This window comes from uncultured Microbulbifer sp. (assembly GCF_947489355.1).
GTDB lineage: Bacteria > Pseudomonadota > Gammaproteobacteria > Pseudomonadales > Cellvibrionaceae > Microbulbifer.
Window position 1 is genome coordinate 18189 of record NZ_CANLDD010000020.1, and the last position, 14825, is coordinate 33013.

The 14825-nt window shown below is 58.3% G+C and carries 14 protein-coding genes; 12 read left to right on the plus strand and 2 right to left on the minus strand.

Annotated features, from left to right (window positions below; genetic code table 11):
* The first annotated feature begins 75 nt into the window (after positions 1-75).
* From Q1A48_RS10280 to Q1A48_RS10295, 4 genes are read left to right on the plus strand one after another with little or no spacing between them, the layout of a single operon-like run.
* The gene (locus Q1A48_RS10280) at positions 76-600 is read left to right on the plus strand and encodes a FixH family protein (protein WP_299944403.1); all 525 of its coding nucleotides are present in this window, start codon (positions 76-78) and stop codon (positions 598-600) included.
* Positions 597-3044: a heavy metal translocating P-type ATPase gene (locus Q1A48_RS10285; protein WP_299944408.1), complete on the plus strand. Its 2448-nt coding sequence runs from the start codon at positions 597-599 to the stop codon at positions 3042-3044. The genes Q1A48_RS10280 and Q1A48_RS10285 overlap by 4 nt, the downstream gene beginning before the upstream one ends.
* A gap of 16 nt (positions 3045-3060) precedes the next feature.
* Complete coding sequence (gene ccoS, locus Q1A48_RS10290; protein ID WP_299944410.1) at positions 3061-3240, plus strand: cbb3-type cytochrome oxidase assembly protein CcoS; 180 nt, start codon at positions 3061-3063, stop codon at positions 3238-3240.
* 3 nt (positions 3241-3243) lie between these two features.
* Positions 3244-3972: a sulfite exporter TauE/SafE family protein gene (locus Q1A48_RS10295; RefSeq protein ID WP_299944412.1), complete on the plus strand. Its 729-nt coding sequence runs from the start codon at positions 3244-3246 to the stop codon at positions 3970-3972.
* A 54-nt stretch (positions 3973-4026) separates the two neighbouring features.
* Here Q1A48_RS10295 and nadC read toward each other — a convergent pair whose 3' ends face one another.
* Positions 4027-4881, minus strand: coding sequence for a carboxylating nicotinate-nucleotide diphosphorylase (nadC, locus tag Q1A48_RS10300; protein ID WP_299944414.1), 855 nt, complete (start codon positions 4879-4881; stop codon positions 4027-4029).
* Positions 4882-5345: 464 nt separating this feature from the next.
* On the opposite strand from nadC, the gene Q1A48_RS10305 reads away from it, so the two are divergent.
* The 7 genes from Q1A48_RS10305 to Q1A48_RS10335 all read left to right on the plus strand — a co-directional run bounded on the left by Q1A48_RS10305 (position 5346) and on the right by Q1A48_RS10335 (position 12891).
* Positions 5346-7733 (plus strand): DUF1631 domain-containing protein, encoded by a 2388-nt coding sequence (locus Q1A48_RS10305; protein WP_299944416.1) that lies wholly within the window; start codon positions 5346-5348, stop codon positions 7731-7733.
* Positions 7734-7784: 51 nt separating this feature from the next.
* Entirely contained in the window at positions 7785-8465 is a 681-nt protein-coding gene (ampD, locus tag Q1A48_RS10310) for a 1,6-anhydro-N-acetylmuramyl-L-alanine amidase AmpD (RefSeq protein ID WP_299944418.1), read from the plus strand.
* Between the two features lie 159 nt (positions 8466-8624).
* On the plus strand, positions 8625-9500 hold the full coding sequence (ampE, locus tag Q1A48_RS10315; RefSeq protein ID WP_299944420.1) for a regulatory signaling modulator protein AmpE: 876 nt from the start codon (positions 8625-8627) through the stop codon (positions 9498-9500).
* A gap of 106 nt (positions 9501-9606) precedes the next feature.
* Positions 9607-9852 (plus strand): hypothetical protein, encoded by a 246-nt coding sequence (locus Q1A48_RS10320; protein WP_299944422.1) that lies wholly within the window; start codon positions 9607-9609, stop codon positions 9850-9852.
* A 125-nt stretch (positions 9853-9977) separates the two neighbouring features.
* Positions 9978-10964: a threonine/serine dehydratase gene (locus tag Q1A48_RS10325; protein WP_299944424.1), complete on the plus strand. Its 987-nt coding sequence runs from the start codon at positions 9978-9980 to the stop codon at positions 10962-10964.
* Between the two features lie 2 nt (positions 10965-10966).
* On the plus strand, positions 10967-11557 hold the full coding sequence (locus tag Q1A48_RS10330; RefSeq protein ID WP_299944425.1) for a YbhB/YbcL family Raf kinase inhibitor-like protein: 591 nt from the start codon (positions 10967-10969) through the stop codon (positions 11555-11557).
* Between the two features lie 59 nt (positions 11558-11616).
* The gene (locus Q1A48_RS10335) at positions 11617-12891 is read left to right on the plus strand and encodes an AmpG family muropeptide MFS transporter (protein ID WP_299944427.1); all 1275 of its coding nucleotides are present in this window, start codon (positions 11617-11619) and stop codon (positions 12889-12891) included.
* A gap of 89 nt (positions 12892-12980) precedes the next feature.
* Here the strand turns inward: Q1A48_RS10335 and Q1A48_RS10340 are convergent, their stop codons facing one another.
* Positions 12981-13316, minus strand: coding sequence for an MGMT family protein (locus Q1A48_RS10340; protein WP_299944430.1), 336 nt, complete (start codon positions 13314-13316; stop codon positions 12981-12983).
* A gap of 285 nt (positions 13317-13601) precedes the next feature.
* Between Q1A48_RS10340 and Q1A48_RS10345 the strand changes: the two genes are divergently transcribed.
* Entirely contained in the window at positions 13602-14582 is a 981-nt protein-coding gene (locus Q1A48_RS10345; protein ID WP_299944432.1) for a DUF481 domain-containing protein, read from the plus strand.
* The last annotated feature ends 243 nt before the right edge of the window (positions 14583-14825 follow it).

The following is a 14825-nucleotide window of genomic DNA, read 5'->3' on the forward strand; positions in this document are numbered from 1 at the left end:
CAATCCCGCCGCAATCTCAGGCCCGTTCCGACGCGCTCGACACAGCTGCACAAAACAGTGATTTCTGGTAACGCGATGAAAGAACCAACGGCAAAACCCTGGTATCGGGAATTCTGGGCCTGGATGGTGCTGGCCCCGCTGATTGCGGTGCTGGTAGTCTCCTCCATCACGGTTTCCATCGCCGTGCGTCACGCCGACGATACGGTCAGCGACACCTACCACAAAGAAAACCGCATGTACCACTTTTCCGCGGAACAGGACCAGCGCGCCCAGGCACTGGGGCTGGCGGCCATGGTGCAGTTTCAGCGTGGGGCGCGAGCGGCTATTGTCGAACTGAACGGCAACACAGACTACCCGGAGCAGTTGTTGCTCACCCTCAGCCACCCGGCGGAGGAGGACCTGGATCAGCATATCGTATTGTCCCGGGTATCTGTCGGCCGCTATACGGGCACTGTCCCCACCGAACTGAACAGCCGCTGGTACCTGCGACTGATGCCTGAGCTCGACCCACAAAAGCACCAGAGTGCCAAGTGGCGCCTGAAGGGAGAGATTAACTTTGACTTGGGCGATGCAGCGCCCCTGAATCCGGCGCGTCAATGACATCCCCGCCCTGTTATCACTGCGGACTCCCGGTCCCCGCCGGCAGCAACTTCTCACTAGTTATCGAAGGGCAAGCCCGCGATCTGTGTTGCCCCGGTTGCGAGGCGGTGGCGAGCGCGATTGTTGCCGGCGGCCTGGACGGATTCTATCGCTACCGGGAGGGGGCCAGTGAGCGCCCGGAACCGGCCCAGTCGCTGGAGCGCTGGGCTGCCTACGATCTTTCCGAGGTGCAGCAGCAGTATGTGCACGACTGGGACGGCGGGCACAAAATGGCGGCCCTGCTGGTCGGCGGTATTACCTGTGCCGCCTGCGTGTGGCTGATCGAAAAGCACCTGGCACACCTGGCCGGAATTGAAAAAGTCTCGGTCAATGCCAGTACCTCCCGTGCGCAGATCGTATTTGATCCCGCGCAGTTCAAGCCCAGCCAGTTATTTGCCGCACTTGAGCGTATCGGCTATCGCCCGGCCCCTGCCACTGCTGCCAACCGCGAAAGTGTTATTCAGGCCGAGCACCGCGGCGCCTTGCGCCGCCTGGGGGTCGCGGGTCTCGGCACCATGCAGGTGATGATGTTCGCCATCGCCCTCTACTTTGGCGCCGGCACGGGTGATGCGGGTGAGTTCGAGGGCTTTTTCCGCTGGGTATCCCTGCTGGTAGCGACGCCAGTGGTTTTCTATGCCGCACAGCCGTTTTTCAGTGCAGCCCTGCGGGGTTTGCGCGCACGCCACCTGGGGATGGATGTGCCGGTTTCCCTGGCCATTGGCCTGGCCTATGGGGCCAGCTTTTATGCCACGGTCTCTGGTACCGGTGAGGTGTATTTTGAATCCATTTCCATGTTCACCTTCTTTTTACTGCTTGGCCGCACGGTGGAAATGCGTGCGCGTCACAGTGCCGGTCTCGCCAGAGGTGGCCTGGCCCAGTTGCTGCCGATCACGGTGGCCAGGTATGACGGAGATGAAACAGTAGCGGTATCCATCGCCGCACTGGCCGAGGGGGACCGGATTCTGTTGCGCCCCGGCGATACTGTGCCCGCGGATGGCGAAGTTGTGGAAGGGGAGAGCGGCGTGGATGAATCGCTGCTCAGCGGTGAGTCGGCCCTGCAGCGGAAATTCGCGGGCAGCCCGGTGTATGCCGGCAGTGTGAACGGCGATTCCAGCCTGATTGTGCGGGTGACGGCAGCGGGTAAATTCACAAGATTGTCGGCCATTGAGCGCCTGGTGGAGCGGGCCCAACTGGAAAAACCCAGCCAGGTGGCCCTGGCCGACCGGGTCGCCGGTGTCTTTGTGGGGGCCGTGTTGCTTGCGGCTCTGGGGGCTTTTGCCCTCTGGTGGCAACTGGATCCCAGCCGCGCCTTCTGGGTGGCCCTGTCGGTGCTGGTGGTGACCTGCCCCTGTGCGCTGTCGCTGGCGACGCCGGCGGCACTGGCTTCCGCCACCCTGCGCCTGCAGCAGTTGGGGCTGTTGGTGGCCGGCGGCAACCTCCTGCAAACCCTGCCCCGTATCAACCGGGTGGTGTTCGATAAAACCGGTACCCTGACCCGCGGTGAGCCGCGCATCCTGCAGATTGTGTTATTGCGTACTGGGTGGGATGAACAGCGGGTGAAGGAGGTGGCTGCCGCACTGGAATCCCAGACCCGGCATCCCCTCGCCCGCGCGTTTCGCGCCTGGCGCGGCAATCGGCTTGCCAGCCAGGTCAAGGTGCATACGGGTCGGGGTCTTGAAGGGCTGGTTGAAGGGGCGGCTTACCGCCTGGGCAGTGGGGGTTTTGCCGCGAGGGTAGCCGTTGTTCCGCCAGCGGGAGGGGGGCAGTGGATACTGCTCGCCGACAATAGCGGTCCCATTGCCTGGATTGCCCTGGGAGATAAGCTGCGCGCTTCAGCCCGGGAGGCGGTGCAACAGCTGCACAGGCTCGGTTTGTCCGTGGAGTTGCTCAGTGGTGATCAATCCGGCGAAGTGCAGCGCTTGGCTGCGCAGGCGGGCATCGCCAACTTCCGCGCCGGAGCGTCGCCGGAAGACAAACTCTCCCATATGCAGCGCTTGCAGCGTGAGGGTGAACGGGTGCTGATGGTGGGTGATGGCCTGAACGATGTGCCGGTACTCTCTGGCGCCGACGCTTCGGTTGCGATGATGTCCGCAGCCGATCTGGCGCAGTCCCGCGCCGATGCGATTTTGTTACAGGGCAATCTGCAGGTTTTGCCGCAATCCATCGCCCTGGCCCATCAATGCCGCCGGATTGTGCGGCAGAACCTGGCCTGGGCGCTGGGGTACAACGCCCTGGCGCTGCCCCTGGCGGTGTCTGGTCTGGTGCCGCCCTGGGCCGCTGCCATAGGCATGTCGGCCAGTTCACTGGTGGTGGTGCTCAACGCTTTGCGCCTGTCCCGTGCCAGGGTGCCGGTCATGAACGCGCTCAGCCCGCTACCCGGGCTTGAGCCGGGTCTCGCAGATTAAAAGAGAGGAGTACATTGTGGGCAGTCTCTACTTCCTGATTCCCATTGCGGTGGTGTTTGTTGCCTTGGCGCTCAAGCTTTTTTTCTGGGCGGTGAACAATGGCCAGTACGATGATCTGGACACCGAGGGGCGGAGAATTTTGTTTGAGGACGATGCGCGGGACCAACCCGCAGCAGGCGCAGACGGGGAGAAGTAACCAGTGGGGGATTGGGGTTTCCTGGCGGCTGCGCTCGCCATCGGCTTTCTCGGCAGTAGCCATTGTATCGGCATGTGTGGGGGTATCTCGGGTGCCCTCGGCATGGCCGTGCCGGGTAGACAGACTGCCTGGGTACAGCTGGGGTCCTATCAACTGGGCCGCCTCGGCAGTTACACCCTGATGGGGGCACTTGTCGGCGCTGTGGGTGCAGCCATTATTCCGGTACTCACGCCGCTGCGGTTTGCGGCGGGCATTATGCTGATAGCCATGGCGCTTTATGTTGCCGGCATTTGGCGCGGCCTGGTGTGGCTGGAGAGGGGGGGCAGTTATTTGTGGCGTTATGTGCAGCCGCTCTCGGCGAAGCTGTTGCCAGTGCATTCCGCCGGGCAGGCCGTTGCGCTGGGTGCCCTGTGGGGCTGGCTGCCTTGCGGCCTGGTGTATAGCGCACTGACCTTCGCCCTGGCCCAGGGCAGTGCCGAGCGCTCGGCCATGGCGATGTTCACCTTTGGCCTGGGCACTCTGCCGGCCATGCTGGCTACAGGGGCCGCCGCTGTACAGGTGCGCAACATTGTGCAGCGGCCTGGGGTTCGCCTGGGGTTCGCCGCGGCAATCCTGTTATTCGGTATCTGGACAATCTGGGGAGCCCTGGGCCATGGCGGGCACGGCGATCACAGTGGTCATGGCACTATGGGCGCAATGGAATCCCCGCAGGCGGAAGAGCACCACCACTGAAGACGGTATGAGCGCCGACTGGGCGCCGTGCCAGCCACTGGCAATAAGTGGTCTTTAGAGATCAATGCGCAGGGACAGATCAATTGCGCGCAGGTGCTTGGTCAGGCTGCCGGAAGAGATATAGTCCACTTCGAGTGCCCCCAGCTGTTCTATCCGGTCCCGGTCGACGCTTCCTGAAATTTCTATTTTGGCCCGGCCTTTCGCCAGCCTCAGGGCGGTGCGGGTATCTGTATCGTTAAACTCGTCGAGCATAATGACATCGGCTCCACTTTTCAGCGCCTGTTGCAGCTCTTCGATACTCTCCACTTCAACCTCTACCAGGGCCTCGGGCTTGATGATTCTGGCTTGGGCTACTGCAGTATCGATACCCCCGGCGGCGGCGATATGGTTCTCCTTGATCAGGAAGGCATCGTACAGTCCGATGCGGTGGTTGTGACAGCCTCCACACAGTACCGCGTACTTTTGCGCACTGCGCAGGCCGGGAATGGTTTTGCGGGTGTCGAGAATCCTCACCTCGGTTCCGGCGGCCCGCGCGGCAAACTCCGCGGCGGTAGTGGCGGTGCCGGAAAGGGTCTGCAGGAAATTCAACGCGGTCCGCTCCCCGGTGAGAATCGCCCGCGCATTGCCCTCCAGTTCGAGCAGGACGGTGTCGGTGGCTATCCGGTCACCGTCGGCAAAGTGCCAGTATAAATTCAGGCCGGCATCGAGCTGCTGAAACACTGCCTCCACCCAGGCGCGCCCGCTCAGGATGCAGCCCTCACGGGCAGTGACGTGCGCGCGCGCGGTGTGATCCGGGGGGACCAGCTGCGCGGTGATATCGCCGCTGCCGATATCTTCCTCCAGCGCTGTTCGCACAGCCCGTTGCAGATCGGGCATGATGTTTGGAATGGCACTGTCTCGTGGGTGCATCGGGGAACCTCGTGTTAAACGCGGTGGGAGTTTACCAAAAAAACGAATATTTGATTGTCCAGGGCGAGGTGCCCACACCCCCCTGTGGACGCCTTCACAGTTAGCAGCTGGGTCGACGATTCGCTGTGACAAGCGTCTCAAATATGTCGTGAAACTGTGTAACAACACACCCTAACACGAGTAGAATCGACTGGGCGAGAAAAGCGGATTGCCTGATTGCCCGCTGAGGCAGTGGGTAAAATCACCGGGTTTATGCCGCTGGAACCTGAGGTGCATCAGGCGGCTTTTTGCGTTTTTCCGCAGAATACCGAACGTATTTTATGAGATCGGACATCCTGGGACAGCGGGTACGGGATCTCGGCAATAGCGAGACTGGGTACTTTCCCGGGACTCACCGGGCTGACAGGGTTTTGGTGTCAGCAAATGCACAATAGACCGGACGGCATGCGAAGGGCCTCTTGGAAATGAGTGAATCCAGCAAGGTTGTTTCCCTCTCGGAGAAAAGCGCGGGACGGCAAGAGGCGGCTATGGGCAAACCCGCTGTCCTGCCTTCGGTCATTGTGCTGCTAAAGGAAAAGGCCAGTGCCGAGCTGCGCGAGCGGGTCAAGGCACTGTTTGGCAAAGTGGATGACTCACTTTTTGCCATGGCCGAACGCGCCCATGGCCAGGAAGAGCAAGACGGTATGTTCCAGGCTCTGCGCCTGCTGCGTGTGGAGCGTCGCAATATTGTCGAGCGCTTTGTCGGCAATGTGGAGCAGGCCTTCCAAATCCGTCGGGAACAGGAGGAAGAGCCCGGCTTTGCCCCGGACAGCCTGTCGTTGGTGCACAATGATGATCTGGAGCAACTGGTTGCTGCGGACACCATGGTGGCCAATGCCAAGCGCGATTTTGCCGAACCACTCGCCGAGCTGTGTGTGCGCCTGGATACGCTCTATTCAGTCAAGGTCTACGATAAAAACAATCCCCTCGGTCCTGATGTGATTTGCGATGCGTTTGTGGCATCCATACAGGCACTGGACCTCCATATTCGTGCCCGCCTCACGCTGCTGAAAAAATTTGAGCAGGAAGTGATGCTGCAGCTACGGGACTTTTACGAATTCTGCAATCAGCTGTTGGTGGAGCAGGGGGTGCTGCCCTCGCTGCGGGAACAGCAGCGCGCAGCGCGACGGCCTCCAGCCTATCCTGCAGGGCGAGGCCCCGGCAATCCGGGTGCGGTCCCGGCAGCTGGTGTCGGTCATGCCGGAGAGGGCGCTGCCCAGGTTGCATCGGGGATTCCCGTCAGTGGCCACTTTGCCCCGGGATTGGTGCCAGCTACCGCCGGTATGGCGCCAATGCCCGCTGGGGACCTGCTCACTCACCTGAACGCCCTGCAAAGCGGAGCCCATTATCAGGATCCCGGTGCGGCCCAACTGTTGAATGTTGGCGACCTGCTGCAGCAGCGCCTGGTGGATGCCCATCAGGCAGCTTCACTGGCAAAAGTGGACACCGATGTGATCAAGCTGGTGGAGATGTTGTTTTCCTTTATTCTGGAAGACCGCAGTCTTGCCACACCGATTAAATCCCAACTCGGCCGTTTGCAGCTGCCGCTACTCAAGGTTGCGATTGCCGATAAATCATTCTTTAGCAAGGGGGGCCACCCCGCACGCAAGCTGCTCAATGAACTCGCCGATGCAGCCACTGGATGGCAGGCGCCTGAGGACCATGAAACTGACCCTCTATACCGCGAGATTTCCCAGATTGTTGAGCGCGTTCTCGGGGAGTTCGATCGGGATATTAATATTTTCTCCACACTGCTGGAGTCCCTGCGCGAGTTTATTATTCGGGAGCGAAAGCGTGCGGAAATGCTGGAACGCCGGGTTGTGGATGAGGCTGATGGCCGCGCAAAAACCCAGGCCGCGCGCGCACGTGTTGCTGCGGTAATGGATGCCTTGGTAGCCGAGCGGGACTTGCCTGCGGTGGTTCAGGACTGGCTGCAAAAAGTCTGGAATAACGTACTGTTCCTCACCTGTGTGAAAGAGGGTACTGAGAGCGAGGCCTGGAATCGCGACGTGCGCACAGCCCGTGATCTGGTGTGGAGTGTACAGGCACCAATGCCTGATTCCCGCAAGCAGCTCCTTGGGCTTTTGCCGGTTTTACAAGAGCGATTGCGCGAGGGTATTGAGGCGCTCTCCTATAATGCCTTCGAGGCGCGATCCATGTTTGCCGGTTTGAAGGAAATTTATCGCGAGCGCTTTGCCTTGGCACAACGCCTTACCGAAAGGCGCGAACTCCAGGTCAAAGAGCGGGTGGCTCGTGAAATTAAGGCAGTCGCTGCGATGGATCAGCTACCAGAAGCTCCCCGGGCACCTGCTGCCGCCGAACCCCCACCGAAAGCAGCCACTGTTTCCGGGGCCGGCGAGCCACAACCGGTTGTTGATGCAGATATCGAACCGGTAGCTGAACAGATCGCTGCAGTGCAGGAGGTGGCTGTGCCGCAAATGGAGGAGCTGGAGCAGGCAGTTGCCCAGGCGGAGGTGGTTGCAGCCTCTCCAGAGCATGAAGGTTTGGCGCCTCTCGATAAGGAAGACCCCCACTGGCAGATGACTTTTCGCTTGGCCCAGGGTAGCTGGTTTGAGTTGAAGCGCTCCGATGAGGAGCAGTTCCGTTGTCGCCTGGCCGCAGTGATCCGCGATATCGATCAGTTTATCTTCGTGAACCGCAATGGCGCCAAGGTAGCCGAGTTCGGCCGTTTGGAGTTGGCGCATGCACTGCGCTGCGCGCAGCTGCTGCCCCTTGATGACGGAATGCTGTTTGAACGCGCTCTGCAGTCAGTGATTGGCAATGTGCGCAAGAAGCGCAGCGAGCAGGGCTAGGTTTCAGCCCGATTGGTCCTGTGGAGACCGGGTTGCTGACGGGGGAGTACTATGAATGGAGCCAAACCGCCTCCACGGGATTGGCATATCGATCAACGCTTCCATAAAATGGTATCTGCTGAACCCCTGAGGCAACTTGCGGGGTTGGTTCTCTGGAGTGGAGATCGCAGATTGAAATACCAAGTGGATGCCGGTTGGTTGTCCGGGGCGCGCCGGGTTCCCAGTCCCCACTGCAACAGGCGGCCCGAAAACTGCCCTGTGGACCTTCTGGTGGTCCATAGTATCAGCTTGCCACCGGGACAATACGGCGGCCCCTATATCGATGCCTTCTTTCTGGGGCAGTTGGATATCGACGCCCACCCCTATTTTGCTGAAATCGTCGCTTTACAGGTCTCGGCCCATATCCTCATCGATCGCGATGGCATCGTCACACAGTATGTCCCCCTGGACCGGCGCGCCTGGCATGCGGGCAAGTCCGAATTCGAAGGCCGCAGCAACTGTAACGATTTCTCTATTGGTATTGAGCTGGAGGGGCTGGATACAGATATTTATACCGATGCCCAGTATCGTGCACTGGCAGAAGTCAGTGCAGCTGTTATGCGGGCCTATCCCTCTATAGATGTCGATAGAATTGCCAGTCACTCCGATATAGCGCCAGGGCGCAAGCTGGACCCGGGCCCCGGGTTTGACTGGGAACGCTACCTGCGTGAGCTCCACCAGGTCGCCGGGTAACAGCTTCTTTCTTTCGCTGCTGGTGTATCGGCAATCACCACCGTTACAATCCCGCTGTGATTGGGGTTGGCGCCTGCCCGGGCCGGGCATAGACAGGGCGCACAGCACTTTCCTTGGCTCCCTGCCTTCTTCTCCACTGGAGGCTAAAGCGGTATCGCTATGACTCTGTTAATTGTTTTATTCACGTTGGCGCTTGTACAAATCTGGGGGTCCGGTGCTCCCATACACCGCGATGACTGGTTTGCCAAGTGGTGTGAACGCCTGGACAAGCTGGCACCGCTACGGGGCAATGCCGGATTATTGCTTGCTACCACCCTACTGCCACCAGTGATTGTGGTGGCAGTGCTAATGCTCGTTGCAGAGTCCATTGCGGGTGGGCTTGGCGTGCTGCTAGCAGGCGTGCCACTGCTGCTCTACTGCCTGGGTCGGGGTGATTTTAATGCTGTTTTGACCAACTACCTCTGTCACTGGTATCGGGGTGATCTTAACGCTGCTACCGAGGCCGCCTCGCCTTTGCTGAAAGAGTTGCACGAGGAGCCGGCGGATGGCAGACAACTGCATGAGCAGGTATTTCGCGGTGCAGCCTATTGCGCCTTTGAGCGCCTGTTTGCGGTTTTATTCTGGTTTATTGTGTTGGGTATTCCCGGGGCGCTGCTGTTTCGCCTGAGTGCTCTGTATGCACAGCGCAGTGGCGAGGCGGATCGGGTTAGCACTGCGGCGCGCTGGCTGTGGCTGCTTGAGTGGTTGCCGGTCAGGGTAATGGGGATCAGTTTCGCAATTGTCGGCAATTTCGCTGGCTGTTATCGCGCCTGGCGCCAATGCCTGATGTGTCGCGAGTGGGATACGGCCCAGGTGCTGGAAGCCTATCTCGAGGGGGCTCTGGGTGGGATCGATGCCAGTGCATGTGGTGCCACTGGAGATCTGTCACAGGCCCAGCGCCAGTGTGGGGCGCAGATTGAGGGCCTGCAGGCCCTGCTGTCCAGAGCCCTGCTGCTATGGTTGACCGTCTTGGCGCTGGCAGTGTTATTTGCCTGATACCAAATGGCTGCATCAGAGTGGGTGTGCGCAAATCAGATACAGCGCTTTTATTTGCCCGGCATTTTTTCGGTGGCCGCACCAGGTCTAGTGATCTTTCCGCAGCATGGCATCTGCCAGCGGGCAACGGCTGCCTATAGTCGAGCTGGACGACTTCGGAATGGTGGAGGAGTTTGTCAACCAACAAGAAAAGCCGCTCGTCCTGTATATCTTTACCCGAAGTGGTGCCCTTGCCAAGCGTATTCTTTCCCGGTGCAGTTCCGGTAACGCCTGCGTAAACGGTTGTATGATGTTTATGCTAACCCAGAATCTGCCGTTTGGGAGCATGGGTGCCAGTGGCGTAGGCTCCTAAGGGTGGCGATCAAGCGGTCCATGAATGACTTACTGGATTGCCCGGCTGAGGAGGACGCAAGCTACTGGTTTTTGGGGACAATGGATTGGTACATTCGGCACTAAACTAGAAAGACAAAAAGAACTATGCCCTCGGACCGAAACGACTTACCTACCAGCGCTGACGTCTTTTCTGGCGCACAAAATATTGCCGGAACGATTCACCGAACCCCACTGATACGCTCCAGGCAACTGGATCGGCTGAGTGGTGCCAAGGTTTGGTTTAAATGTGAACATATGCAGAAAGTGGGTGCCTTCAAGGCGCGCGGTGCAGCCAATGCCCTGTCCCGCTTGCCGGAAGGGACGGTGGCAGTGGCAACCCACTCCTCTGGCAATCACGGTGCTGCCCTGGCCTGGGCCGCGGCAGAGCGCGGCTTGCCCTGTACCGTTGTGATGCCCGATACCGCGCCCAGGGCGAAGCGCGCGGCGGTCGAGGGGTATGGTGCGGTTATCGTTCCCTGTGGACCGAGCCTGGCGGAGCGGGAGTCGACCCTGCAGGCGGTGGTGCAACAAACAGGCGCTCACATAGTGCCGCCTTATGATGACAGCCGAGTTATCGCCGGACAGGGCACGGTTGCCCTGGAAATTGTGCAGCAGTGCCGTGAACAGGGCTTTACACCGGACGTAATTCTGGCGCCTGTCGGTGGGGGTGGTTTGCTCGCGGGTATCGGCCTGGCAATGGCGGCATTGGCCCCTGATATGCTGGTTATTGGTGCCGAGCCCGCCAGTGCGGATGATGCCCAGCGTTCACTGCGTAGCGGTGTGCATATTACCAGCCATCAACCGCAGACGATTGCCGATGGCCTGCGTACAACACTCGGGCGCAGGAACTACACGATCATTCGCCGCACAGTACGGGATATTGTGACAGTATCAGAAAATGGTATTGTGCGGGCCATGCGGCTGTTATGGACCCGCACCAAACAACTGGTGGAGCCCTCCGCCGCGGTGGGCTTCGCTGCAGTACTGGAACACGGGGCCCGCTTTCGCAATAAACATATCGCAATTGTCTTGACGGGCGGCAACCTGGATCTGGACAAGGCCTCCGGGCTGTTGGCCACTGTGGGAGAGTAACAATGGGGATTTTGGCTATGCACTTTGGATTTTGCCGTTTAGCTTGCTGCAAACTCGCCAAGGGTCTTGTGGCGTCAGCACTTTTACTGGTGGCTGTGATATCCCATGCCGGCCAGTTGACGTTGTCATCCAGTTCCCTCAGCCCCGGGCAGAAAATGCCGCTGGCACATGTCTATGGCGGTTGTGGTGGGGAAAATCTGTCTCCCCAGCTCAGCTGGAAAGGGGCCCCAGAAGGCACTAAAAGTTACGCGGTCATGGTATACGATCCGGATGCACCCACGGGCAGTGGCTGGTGGCACTGGGTGGTGTTCAATATTCCCGCGGATACCACCAGCCTTCCGGAGGGTGCCGGCGACCTGAAAAACGGTTTGATCCCGGAAGCGATCCAGGTCAGTAATGACTATGGGAGCCTGGGATATGGCGGTGCCTGCCCGCCCAAAGGGCACGGCGATCACCGTTATCGCTTCCGGGTATTTGCCTTAAAGGTGGAGTCATTGCCGCTGGATGAAAATGCTTCACCGGCCAAGGTGGGCTTTCATGTGAATGCAAATAAACTGGCCGAGGCTGAGCTTGAGGTGCTGTGGGGACACTAACCGTGCAGTGTCATATGCGGTACCTGGAGTTTAACACCTTCTTAAAGAAGCGATAAATTATGACGCACGAAACGGTCAGAGAAGCGGTATTCAATCGGCGTATGCTGATCTGTATCGGCACAGGCTTTGCCTCTGGAATGCCATACTTTGTACTGGTCCAATTGGTACCGGCCTGGCTGCGTTCCGAAGGGGTGGACCTGGCAACCATCGGTATTTTTGCCCTGCTGGGACTGCCCTACACCTGGAAATTTCTCTGGTCGCCGCTCATGGAGCGATACGCCTTTCCCATCCTGGGACGACGGCGCGGCTGGATGCTGGTGATGCAGCTCCTGCTAATTGTTTGTATTGGTGCACTGGGGATGTTCAGTCCCCAATTCAGTATCTTGACCATTGCGGCACTGTGCCTTGGTGTTGCCTTTTTCAGTGCCAGCCAGGATATCGTATTGGATGCCTTTCGCCGGGAAATCCTCCCGGACCGGGAACTGGGACTGGGTAACTCTTTTTATGCGAATGCCTATCGAATTTCCGGTCTGATACCCGGTTCCCTGAGCCTGATCCTGTCGGATCACCTGGCCTGGAATCAGGTATTTTGGGTAACCGCAGCGTTTATGCTGATTGCCGTCTTTATGACACTGGCGGTCGATGAACCAAAACATCCGGCCGCGCGGCCGGGCACACTTCGCGATGCCATAGTGTTACCGTTTGTGGAGTTTTTCAATCGCAACGGTGTCAAGCATGCGCTTTTGGTGCTGGCCTTTATGTTCCTGTACAAGCTCGGCGACAACATGGCTACGGCACTGGCCACCCCCTACTACCTGGATATGGGGTACTCCAAGACAGATATTGGTATTGTGGCTAAAAATGCCGGTCTATGGCCAGCCGCCATCGGTGGTTTTTTTGGAGGTCTGTTGATCGTCCGGATTGGCATCAATAAATGCCTGTGGATTTTCGGCGTTGTTCAGTTTCTATCGATATTTGGCTTTATGATCTTGTCCGAGGTCAATGGGGATTTGGTGGGAACACCGGGCTTCAACCCCAGCCTATGGCTTTTAGCCGTCGTTATTGCCTTTGAGTATTTGGGGGTTGGGCTGGGCACAGCGGTACTCATCGCCTTTCTCGCCCGCACGACCAGTAAATTGCACACTGCCACACAATTTGCTTTATTCAGTGCCTTGACCCTGTTGCCGAGAACGCTTGTGAATGCTTCAACGGGCTTTCTGGTGGAGTCCATGGGATGGACCAATTTCTTTTTGTTGTGTGCTGCCCTGGCGATTCCGGGAATGCTGTTGCTGTTCGCCGTCGCCCCCTGGAGTGGTAATGGTGAGGAGGCATAGAGGCTCCCCAGGATGCATATGGGCGCACAGGTATCCCTTCTCGGCAGATTGCGCCAGGATGGCAGCCGGGTCCGATATTTCCGTTGCTTTTATGGGTACCAGCGGTATCTGGCCATATCCACCCGGCCATTCAGGAAGGTGATGCCCTCATTTTCCAGGCGCCTGCGTTGACGGGAGGCGCCGGGCTCCGGCAATGAGATTCGCCCCTGCGCATTGATAACCCTGTGCCAGGGCAGCCGCGTGTCCCTGGGCAGCTTGCGCAGCAGCCCACCAGCCAGGCGGGCCGCTCGGGGGTAGCCGGCCATCTCGGCCAGATCACCATAAGTGACCACTCGACCACTGGGGATAGCGTTCAGAACCCGACATATTCTGGAGAGCGCGCTGTTTTCGACTGATGGGGTGTTGGATGGGGTAGATGCTGGCACAAAAACCTCAAGTTTCGGCTTTTTATCGTATAGTAGGTATGGGTTTGTCGAAATGGCAGCGACAAAGTTTCTAACCGGATACCAGAATAAGCTGATACACGGGCACCTGCCACAAGACTGCAGGTTGCCATAGCGTGTCACATTATTCCAATTGTGGCATCATTGCACTACTAAAACAGATGTTTCCAGGCAGTTACCACTGCTGGTTATTTTAGAAACTTCAAGGTTCCTCCTGTGGTTTTATCGACACGGTTTTCCAGGCTTTGCATACACATATCCCTCTGTTTGGCACCTTTACAGGTTCTGGCCGGTGTACTCACGCTCGAAAATGGCGATCGTATCCAGGGCACATTGGTACTGGTGGATAAAAACCAGGTGGTGTGGAAATCCGAGACCTTTGGCGAGGTCAAGGTGGATAAAAGCCAAGTTGTTTCGATGGATATTGATACCGACCTGAAAATTGCCGGGCGCGAGGGGCCCTGCACGCTGGCGGGACACCGCCAGGAACGCTGGGAACTTTACTGCGCTGCGGGGGAAGGCTGGTTTATTGATTTTCTGGGCGTGGAGCGCGCAGAGCCCTACACCTACTTTGTCAACAACCCGGTGGTTTTCCACGGTGGTGTCAGTGCTGGCGGAGTGTTTGAGCGGGGCAACCGCGAACGCGAAGACCTGGATGCAAATATCAATCTGGACGTGCGCCACGGGGACTTCCATCACTTGATTGGCGCTCTCTACCGGAGTCAGGGCAGTGAGGAGGAGGATGCACTGGAAAAATACCAGCTGACCTATGGGCTGCGATGGATTTTTGCAGAAAAGTGGTTTGCTGCGGCAAACAGTGCACTGGAGCGTGAGGAAGCCAGAAATCTGGACCTGGGGACAAAGATGGGCCTCGGTCTCGGTTATCTGTTTTACGATACAGACAAGACAGGATTCTCTCTGGAGGGCGGTGTCAGCAGCCTGCAGGAAGAGTTTATTGATGAAGCATTGAGCGAAGACCAGGATGACCGTTATGTGGCGGGGCGCCTGGCCTTGAATTATCGCTATAAATTTTCTATGGGGCCGGAAGTTTATTTTGACCAGGAAACCCTGCAATCACTCGATCACAGCGATGACTACCAGGCGAATGCCAAAGTGGGCATGCGCACTCCCCTGGTGGAGGGGGTCTTGATGGAAATTGGCTATCACTGGCGGTACGACAATACCCCATCTTTACAAAGCCAAAAAGAAGACACCCGGGTGACTGTGGGTGTCGGATATCAATGGTAGTGCCCTGCGGCATAGGGCTCCGCCTTGCAGTGTGAAATGCACCTATCGGAATACAGTATTTATTTAACAACCAAACAGGCCGTCTGGGCGAAGTGGTACGGGATGAATCCGCCGCCGGTTCCAGGCCGGCGCCCGCGCTTGAAAGATAAGCAGTTCCGTACAGGTCAGCGGTATTTCAAGGGTGTTAATCAGGCTGACCTTAAAAGACTGATTGGATCACGGGAAAACCAGAAATTAGAAATA

What these genes read in the sequence shown, in the direction of transcription:
- Q1A48_RS10280 (WP_299944403.1), top strand. Translation starts at nt 76, where the DNA reads ATGAAAGAACCAACGGCAAAACCCTGGTATCGGGAATTCTGGGCCTGG.
- Q1A48_RS10285 (WP_299944408.1), top strand. Translation starts at nt 597, where the DNA reads ATGACATCCCCGCCCTGTTATCACTGCGGACTCCCGGTCCCCGCCGGC.
- nadC (WP_299944414.1), bottom strand. Translation starts at nt 4,881, where the DNA reads ATGCACCCACGAGACAGTGCCATTCCAAACATCATGCCCGATCTGCAA.
- Q1A48_RS10305 (WP_299944416.1), top strand. Translation starts at nt 5,346, where the DNA reads ATGAGTGAATCCAGCAAGGTTGTTTCCCTCTCGGAGAAAAGCGCGGGA.
- ampD (WP_299944418.1), top strand. Translation starts at nt 7,785, where the DNA reads ATGAATGGAGCCAAACCGCCTCCACGGGATTGGCATATCGATCAACGC.
- ampE (WP_299944420.1), top strand. Translation starts at nt 8,625, where the DNA reads ATGACTCTGTTAATTGTTTTATTCACGTTGGCGCTTGTACAAATCTGG.
- Q1A48_RS10320 (WP_299944422.1), top strand. Translation starts at nt 9,607, where the DNA reads ATGGCATCTGCCAGCGGGCAACGGCTGCCTATAGTCGAGCTGGACGAC.
- Q1A48_RS10325 (WP_299944424.1), top strand. Translation starts at nt 9,978, where the DNA reads ATGCCCTCGGACCGAAACGACTTACCTACCAGCGCTGACGTCTTTTCT.
- Q1A48_RS10330 (WP_299944425.1), top strand. Translation starts at nt 10,967, where the DNA reads ATGGGGATTTTGGCTATGCACTTTGGATTTTGCCGTTTAGCTTGCTGC.
- Q1A48_RS10335 (WP_299944427.1), top strand. Translation starts at nt 11,617, where the DNA reads ATGACGCACGAAACGGTCAGAGAAGCGGTATTCAATCGGCGTATGCTG.